Here is an 8,338-nt window from a genome sequence, read left to right as displayed (position 1 = left end):
CGGGTGGCGGACCTCTCGCCAGCGCCGTTCGCACCGCCGTTACGGTTGGCGCCACCGCCGCGGCCGACGCCGCCAGTGCCATTCACGCCACCGCTGCCGTTCTCACGGCTGGTACCAGCAGAACCATCTGTGTCACCCGATGAGGATCCTGAAGAGGATATTGCGCCAGAAGAGGACGAAACGGGTACGTGCACGGTCGATGCGCTCCAGAGATCGGGCGACCCGGCAGCGCGCCGGCCGCGACTGACCTCCCCCTCTGTACGTATGCCTGAGAGCTTCACCCGGCATATCGACCCGCGACCGATATGCGTGGGCTTTCACCGTCGGCGGGACGTCACGGAACGTCCGCTTTCCAGAGTTGCCTGACCCGGCGGTTTCTCCGGCCTGAGAGTGTATAGGGGAGGTCTTGCTCCTTCGGCGCCACGGACCGCAAGCTGCCGTGGACTCTCCCGCGCGGGCGTGAGCGGCATCGATGTTCAGTTGTCCGTCTGGATTGAATCCTATGGTCGACGGTCGCCAGCCGCCAACCCGTGACGGCGCCGCACCGCGACGACCATCACCGATAGTTACACTACCGGTCCTGAAGGTGGTTGAGCTCGGCGACGGTCGGAACAAGGTCACCGATGGTCGCGAAGTCCACCGCGATGAACGTCGGCAGCCGGCCCTGCGCACGCTGGCAGGCCTCGACCTGCCTGAGCAGGGACTCCCGGCGGTTGATCACGGCCGCGTCCGCGCGGCTGCTCGCCGTCCGGGTGATCCAGTGGTTGATCAGTATCGGCGCGGGCCGGCCCGGCCCGCGGCCAGGCCGGCAGTCGAAGCCGTCGGGCGAGGAGACGTCCAGGGCCGTGTCGGCCGCGTATCGGAAGAACCGCCGGTAGAAGGTGCCCGGGACGTCGGCGTTCTCCGCGAGCACCACCAGTCTGCGGTTCCGCTCGACCATCGAACCCAGTGACGGCCAGTCACCATCCGCGTCCCTGGGAGGTGTGAGCGTGTAACGCCCGAGCCCGGCCCGGGTGAAGGCCCCTGTCACCTCGGACGCGGGTGCCTCGTCCTGGACGATCAGGGTCACCACCTCGGTCGGGTTCGCGTCGAGCCAGGCCCGCAACCGGGTCAGCTCGGTCTCCAGGCTGAGCGCGCCGAGCTGGCAGATGTTGTGACACAGCCACAGCCCGGGACGACTGGAGCGGGCGCCCCGGGTGAACGGCTCGAGGGTGGCCCGCTGGTCCGGCGGCAGGCCGCGCAGGAATGCCTCGACGTCCTGCGGCGGCGTCCAGTGATGGACGTCGATGAGCAGCGCCCGGATACCCGCGTTCAGCTGGCCGATCAGGTCCGGATCCTGGGCCGCGCCCAGGAAGCGCGCGTCGCTGGCCGCCATCGCGTTGTGCGTCGCCGGGTACACGACGTCGGTGTAGCGGCGGTCGCAGAGCAGCTCGGAGCCGTTGCAGTACCTGGCGGCCGGGGTGACCGGCAGCGGCATCGCGATCCACAGCAGGACGACGATCGTCGTCGAGGTGATCGCCAACGTCCCCCAGCGCCGCCGACGGGCGTGCGCCCGGACCACCAGCATCCGCGCCGCGGCAGCTACCACCGTGACACCGGCGGCGGCCACCAGCGGCATCGCCGCGAACCCGAACCAGTTGTCGCGGAGCTGGTCGACCAGCGCCGAGGAGATGTCACCGACCATCGCCCGCACGCTCACCGGCAGCGACGATGACGGGCCGGTCAACGCCGCGAGCGGATCGCCGACCAGCGTCATCAGCACGCCCCCGGCGGCGAGCCCGGCCGCCCCGGCCGCGACAAGCCCCGCCAGCACCAGGCGGAACCCCGACCCACCGTGCCTGACGATCACGACGAACCCGGTGGCGAACACCACCAGCATCAGGCCGGCGAGCCCACCCGCGGCGAGCAGCACCCCCGACGAGCCGAGATCGTGGACGGCGTGCACCGCCATGGTGCCGGGGGATTCGGGCAGCCCGGTCAGTGCCGGCCCCAGATCGATGCTGGTGCCACCGCCGACCCGCCGCCGCAGATCGGCGATGGCGGCCTCGTCGCCGTCGAAGACCAGCGGGCCGGCGACCGCCAGCGCCGAGGTGAGATCACCAGCCCGCATGAGCGTGACCAGCTGCTCGCGTACGGCCTGGTGCTCGTCCGTGCCCAGCCCGCCCACCCGGTCGAGGACGGCGTCGGCCACCTGGTCGGCCTGCCGCTCGGAGAGCCGGACCGAGGTGATCGACGGCACGGACGCCGGTGGGCGTCCCTGGGAAAGCTGGTCGAGCGCGTCGAGCAGGCCGACGGTGAACCGGCTGACGTCGTCCACCGGGTAGGTGCCGGCGCCCGAGAGCTCGTCGGCCAGGTAGGTGCTGGCGAGCTGGGAGATGTTGGCCAGCACCGGGCGCAGGTCGATGCGCAGGTAGAGCGTGTCGCCGTTGCCGCTCAGGTAGCCCGCGGTGCGCTCCGCCAGGCTCGCGGCCACCCCCTGCAACGACGACGGGGGGACGACCACCCGCAGGTTCGCGGTCAGCAACGACTGGTCCACGGGGAGGCCGGCGAAGAGCTGGTCGGAGATTTCGACGATCTGCGGATCGGTCAGGACCTGGCTGTAGAAACGCTCGTACACGTCGGCGTCGGCGAGCGCCCGCTTGTAGTAGCCCGGCTGCTGCACGGTCGCGTGCACGGTGAGCAGGCCGACGACCGCGGGCCAGCACACCGCCGCGACCAGCACGACCAGCACTCGCAGCGGGCGGTCCCAGCGGTGCCGACGGCGGCGGGAGCCACCGCCCCGGCGGCGGCCGGCACGGCCGGTTGCCCACCGTGGGCCGTCCCGCCGGGGATCGGCCCCGGGGAAGGCGCTCCCCGCGGGGATGCCCGCCGGCCCGGCGTTGGCCTCCCTCGTCCCGTTGTGGGCCTCGGCCGCCGCGGGGCTCTCGGACGGGTGGCCCTCGGCCGCGCGGACGTCCTCTTCGCGGGAGCCGGTCACGGAGCCGTCCGCTCCGGGACGGGGGGCCGGAACCGGCCCACGCCGACCCGCCCGGACGCGCGTGTGGCTCACCGCGCCTCCCACCTGACTCGCCGCGTCGTCTTCCGGATCCGACCACCTCGCCGTACACCGGCTCGCAACCGGTGCTTGTTTCTATGGTGCGTGATCGAAGTGTCTACGATGGGCGTAAGGTGGTGATCCAGTGTGTTGCGTGACTTCCGGATCAGCTCACCGGGACCATTCGCCCGAATTGCACCCGCCGGCGCCTGCTCAAATACCGGTATTTCTCACTCCCGGGCTTGCTTCAGATCCCGCTCCGGGGCCATGACCCGCGGCCGGGCACCCGGATGCCCGATATCCGGTCGTCACCACGACCATCCGGCGCTCATCCGCCGGACAACCGCGCGACGAGCGGGCGGACGGCCAGACACGGACAATTTCCCGTCCAGCCAGTCGAAAATCCGTCAGATATGATCCCAAACACCCACGGCACGGCCATGAGCAACCGCACCGCCGGTGACCAACGCCAACAGGCCCCGAACAACAGAAAAGATCGCCAGAAGTCCGTCGTCGCGTACGCCCACCAGGCCGAAAAGAGCGCCGAACGACGAGCTCGTCCGGGCCACGCTCCACGCGGACGGACGCGGACGCTGTCCGCGCTGCTTGACCAGCGCTCTAGTCTGCGCTGGTCATGGTTGTGGGTCACACCGGTGCTGACGGCACCGACACCGGTACGCGGTCCCGCCCCGCCCGGCCCGAACGTGGACGCGGGCACGGGCGGCGCCTCGCCGTGATCGGTAGGCTGCTGCGGGGACGGCTGCGCCTCGCCGGCATCGTGCTGCGCGACATGAAGCCGACGCCGCACCGCCTCCTGCGCGTCACCCGGTCCGTCGTGGCGAGCGGGCTTGCCCTCGGTCTGGCCCTGGAGTTCCTGCCCGGCATCGAGATCAACGGCTTCGGCGCGCTGATGCGCCTGGTGGTCATTCTCACCCTGGTGGGCGTGGTGCTGCGGCCGGTGCTCGTCGCCCTGGCAGTCGCGCTCGGTGGGATCGCCGTCCCGTTGATCGGCCTGTTCGCGCAGACCCTGGTGATCTACGTTGCGCTGCGCATCGAACCAGAGGTGATCTCCAGCAGCTTCGGTGCGGCCGTCGGGGTCGCCTGGGGCATCGCGGTGATCTCGGCGGTCGTCGGCTGGCTGGCCGACGCCGGCAGCGACGGAACGTTCAGCAGCGAGGTCATGCGACAGGTCGCCCGCTACGGCGGCGGGGGCGGCAGCCCGTTCGACGGCCCGGGAGTCGTCATCGTGCAGATCGACGGCCTGTCCGCGCCGCTGCTGCGGTGGGCGGTCACGGCCGGCAACCTGCCCACGCTGAGCCGCTGGGTCCGCGGCGGCTCGCACCGCTTCGTCGAGTGGCACACCGGCATGCCGTCGACGACCCCGACCAGCCAGGCCGGCATCCTGCACGGCACATCCGGCCACGTCCCCGCCTTCCGCTGGTACGACAAGGAGGCCGGCCGGCTGGTGGTCACCAACCGGCCGCGGGACGCCGCCGAGATCGAGCGGGGGTTCAGCAACGGACGTGGCCTGCTCGCCGACGGCGGGGTCAGCATCAGCAACGTCTTCTCCGGTGACGCGCCGCACAGCCTGCTCACCGTCAGCCAGGCCGGTCTGCCCGGCCGCCGGGCCCGCGGCTACGCCTCGTTCGCGGCCAGCCCACAGGGGCTCGCCCGGTCGCTGGTCCTGACCATCGGCGAGATGATCAAAGAGGTGCACCAGGCCCGCAAGCAGCGCCGCGACAACATCTTTCCCCGGGTCCGCCGCGGTGGCTCGTACGTCGCGCTGCGCGGGTTGACCAACGTCCTGCTGCGCGACCTCAACGTCACGTTCATCGCCGAGCAGATGGCCCGCGGCGTACCCGTGGTGTTCTGCGACTTCGTGGACTACGACGAGGTCGCCCACCATGCCGGGCCCAACCGGCGGGAGTCGCTGCAGACGCTGGAGGGCATCGACCGGGTGCTGGCGATGCTCGAGCGGATCGCCAGTGCCGTCGAGCGCACGTACGAGATCGTCGTCCTGTCCGACCACGGGCAGAGCCAGGGCGCGACGTTCCGCCAGCGCTACGGACGGTCCCTGGAGGACACTGTCCGCGGCCTGCTGACGCCGGGGGCGGCCGCGGCCGCGGCAACCGGGACCGCCGAGGGCTGGGGCCCGGTGAACACCCTGCTCACCGAGGTCACCGGCGGCGGGGACGGCACCGGGCCGGGGCGGCTGATGCTGCGCCGGCGCACCGACGACGGGCAGATCACCTTCGGCCCGTCCCGGTTGGAGGTCACTCTCGATCCGCAGCGGCCGGACCTCGTCGTGGTCGCGTCCGGGAACCTGGCCATGGTCTACCTGCCGCAGGTGGCCGGCCGTGCCGATCTCGAACAGATGGAGTTCCTGCACCCCGCGCTCGTCCGCGGGCTGATCGACCATCCGGGGGTCGGGTTCGTCGTGGTGCGCTGCCAGGGGCACGGACCGGTCGCCTTCGGCGCCCGGGGCCGGATGTTCCTGGAGACCGGGGTGGTCGAGGGCACCAACCCGCTGCTCGGGTACGGCTCGCGGGCCGCCGCGGACCTGCTGCGCCACCAGCGGATGCACAACGTCGGCGACATCGTCGTCGTGAGCCGGATCGACCCCGGCACCCGGGAGGTTGCCGCGTTCGAGGAGCTGGTCGGCTGCCACGGCGGGATCGGCGGCGACCAGACCCGGGCCGTGCTGCTGTACCCGGCGGGCTGGCCGGCCGTACCCGGCCCGATCGAGGGCCCGGACGCCGTCCACCACCAGCTCGTCCGCTGGCTGGAACAGCTCGGGCTGCGCCGCGGCCCGCTGCCCGAGCCCCGTCCCGCCGCCTCTGGCGGGCCGGCCGACACGAAAACCGCGCCGGCCCCGAAACCCCCCGGAGCCCACGAGACCCCCGGCGTTCAGGAAGCCGCGGAAACCACGCAGAACACGGTCGGACGACCGGTGGAACCAGGTGCGCAACCGGGTACGGAGCAGCCGGCACACGCTTCGTCGAAAAACGTCACCTGACAGCTCTCGCGGGCGTCCACCGGCCGGCCGGCGGGTGGACCAGGGACTCGCCGTGGGCGAGCACACGCACCTCGGCGGGCAGGTCGGCAGCGGCGGCTGCCAGTCGGGCGAACTCGCGTCCGGGCTCGTGGAAACGGTCGGGACGCACCCGGTCGAAACCGACCGGCCAGAAGGTCCCGTAGTGGATCGGTACCGCCATCGCCGCGGCCTCGGCCACCGCCTGCGCGGGGAGCGGCCGCGGGCCCAGCGTCCGCCGGACCGCCTCGATCGCGCCGGCCGGGTCGAGATGCCCGGGGCCGAGGGTGGGCCCCCAGCCGCCGACCGGGACGAGAGCGAGGTCGAGGCCGAGCGGGGCGAGATCGGCCATGGCGTCGTGCAGGGCGGTGTCCCCGGCGAACCACACCGTCCGGCTGCCGGTCACCACGAATCCGAGCGCCGGGCCGCGATGGCGCGACCACGGCCCCCGCGAACCGTCGTGCTCGGCGGGCACCGCCAGCACGTCCAGACCGGCGGCGACCGCCACCCCACCGCCATGATCGATATCATGATCGACGGCGGGACGGACGTTGCGGCCATCGCCGTGATCGACGTTGTGATCGATACCGCGGCCATCACCATGATCGATGCTGCCGCCGTCCCTCCCGCCGTTGTCGGTGTGGCTGTCAGCGCTACCACCGGCATTGCCGAGCCAGGCGGCTGTGCCGTTACGGGGAGCCACTCGGACGCGGTCACCGGGCACCATCTCCACGCAGCGTTCGGCGAGCGCCGGGTGCCGGCGGGCCAGCAGGGCGGCGCCACCGCGCGGCAGGATGATCGGCGCGGTCGGCGGGAGCAGCTTCAGCGACGGGATGTCGAGATGGTCGGCGTGCAGGTGCGAGACGACCGCCGCGTCGACCCGCGCGGCCTGCGCCACCGGGCGCGCGCCAGCCCGCCGGCGCAGGTGGGCGACGCGCATCCCGAAGACGGGATCGGTCACCAGCCGCGTGCCCGCATCGGCGATCACAACCGTGCTGTGCCCCCACCAGGTGACGTCCACCCCACCAGTGTGCCCGCGGCGCGCCGCCGCCCGCGGTCTCCTCGCCGTGCCACAAAAATCGATGCTTCACGGCCACGAATGACAGATTCGGCACCGCCAGGACGCCTGATCGGCATGTTCACCGGCGCACGGTCAGCCTGAATCCCGTGTTCCCGTGTGGTGACGGGGTAGACAAGAGCATCGATAGGCCACCATGAGATGCGATGCGCGGTCTCACGACAACGATGTCCCGCCGCCGGATGTCCCGCTGCCGGCCCGCGGAGTGCTGTACGCGCTCGCGGTACTGCCCGTGGGGGTCCGCTGATGGCCATGACGGTGGTTGTGCCGGCACGACAGCGAAGGCGTCCACGGGTGCGGGCCGATGACGCTGCTGCGGGTGCCCCGATGGCTGCGCCGGGGCGCCGCGGTCGTGATACTGGCACTGATCGTCGAATACGCGGTGCTGCCGCAGCTGGCCGGTGCCCGCAAGGCGCTGGAGACGTTCTCCGACGTGGAGCCGCGTTTTCTGGTGCTCGGCCTGGTCCTGGAGGCGGCGTCCCTGCTCGCCTACGCGATGCTGACCCGCAGCGTGCTCGCCCGGGAGGGCCGGCCGTCGCTGTGGACGCTGATCCGGATCGACCTGACGACTCTCGGTGTCAGCCACATGCTGCCCGGCGGTGCCGCCACCGCGAGCGCGCTGCGCTACCGCCTGCAACGCAGTGCCGGAGTCGGCGCCTCCGAGGCGGTGTCCGCCGCGGCGATCCAGGGCGCGGGCTCGGCGGTCGTCCTGAACGTGATCCTGTGGATCGGCCTGTTGATCTCCATCCCGACCCGGGGCGGCAACCCGATCTACGGCACGGCCGCGGCGGTGGGGACGCTGCTGATCGCCGCCGTCTTCGTCGGCGTGATACTGCTCACCCGGGGCAGTGAACGAACCGTCCGCGTCGTGCGTTCCGTCGCCCACCGCACGCCGGGGCTGTCACCGGACGGCGCCGAACGGCTGGTGCGCACCTTTGCCGACCGGCTGCGGGTCCTCGGCGCGGACAGGCTCCAGCTCGCCAGGGCGACGCTGTGGGCGGCGGCGAACTGGCTGCTCGCCGCCGCTTCCCTGTGGGTGTTCCTGTACGCCTACGGCCACGCCGCGTCCGTGGACGGCCTGCTGGTCGCCTACGGGCTCGCCAACGTGCTGGCCGCCGTCCCGATCTCCCCCGGGGGACTCGGGATCATCGAAGGGGTGCTCGTCCCCACTCTGGTCGGGTTCGGCTCGACCCGA

5 protein-coding genes and 2 riboswitches are annotated in these 8,338 nt (G+C 71.9%); of the genes, 3 read left to right on the top strand and 2 right to left on the bottom strand.

The genetic code is table 11. The features are described from left to right. Positions 1-249 precede the first annotated feature (249 nt). A riboswitch (glycine riboswitch) is annotated at positions 250-361 on the bottom strand. Then, a riboswitch (glycine riboswitch) is annotated at positions 362-463 on the bottom strand. Positions 464-571: 108 nt separating this feature from the next. Continuing rightward, the gene (locus FrCorBMG51_RS15210) at positions 572-2,977 is read right to left on the bottom strand and encodes a phosphoinositide-specific phospholipase C-related protein (RefSeq protein WP_052914708.1); all 2,406 of its coding nucleotides are present in this window, start codon (positions 2,975-2,977) and stop codon (positions 572-574) included. Positions 2,978-3,474: 497 nt separating this feature from the next. Here FrCorBMG51_RS15210 and FrCorBMG51_RS29020 point away from each other — a divergent pair, with 497 nt between their 5' ends. Together FrCorBMG51_RS29020 and FrCorBMG51_RS15205 are read left to right on the top strand one after the other, a co-directional pair. Then, positions 3,475-3,771 carry a hypothetical protein gene (locus FrCorBMG51_RS29020; protein WP_162233222.1) on the top strand — a complete coding sequence of 99 codons (297 nt, stop codon included), beginning with the start codon at positions 3,475-3,477 and terminating at the stop codon, positions 3,769-3,771. Continuing rightward, on the top strand, positions 3,768-6,050 hold the full coding sequence (locus FrCorBMG51_RS15205; RefSeq protein WP_235433604.1) for a phage holin family protein: 2,283 nt from the start codon (positions 3,768-3,770) through the stop codon (positions 6,048-6,050). The genes FrCorBMG51_RS29020 and FrCorBMG51_RS15205 overlap by 4 nt, the downstream gene beginning before the upstream one ends. On the opposite strand, the gene FrCorBMG51_RS15200 is transcribed toward FrCorBMG51_RS15205, so the two are convergent. Beyond that, positions 6,043-7,086, bottom strand: a complete 1,044-nt coding sequence (locus FrCorBMG51_RS15200; RefSeq protein WP_047223712.1) for an MBL fold metallo-hydrolase — start codon at positions 7,084-7,086, stop codon at positions 6,043-6,045. The two genes, FrCorBMG51_RS15205 and FrCorBMG51_RS15200, sit on opposite strands and share 8 nt — an antisense overlap. Positions 7,087-7,447: 361 nt before the next feature. On the opposite strand from FrCorBMG51_RS15200, the gene FrCorBMG51_RS15195 reads away from it, so the two are divergent. After that, on the top strand, positions 7,448-8,338 hold an 891-nt coding region (locus tag FrCorBMG51_RS15195), incomplete at its 3' end, for a lysylphosphatidylglycerol synthase transmembrane domain-containing protein (protein ID WP_086055478.1).

Source organism: Protofrankia coriariae (assembly GCF_001017755.1).
GTDB lineage: Bacteria > Actinomycetota > Actinomycetes > Frankiales > Frankiaceae > Protofrankia > Protofrankia coriariae.
The sequence above is the reverse complement of the archived record's forward strand: the minus strand, read 5'-3'. Positions and strand labels throughout refer to the sequence as shown.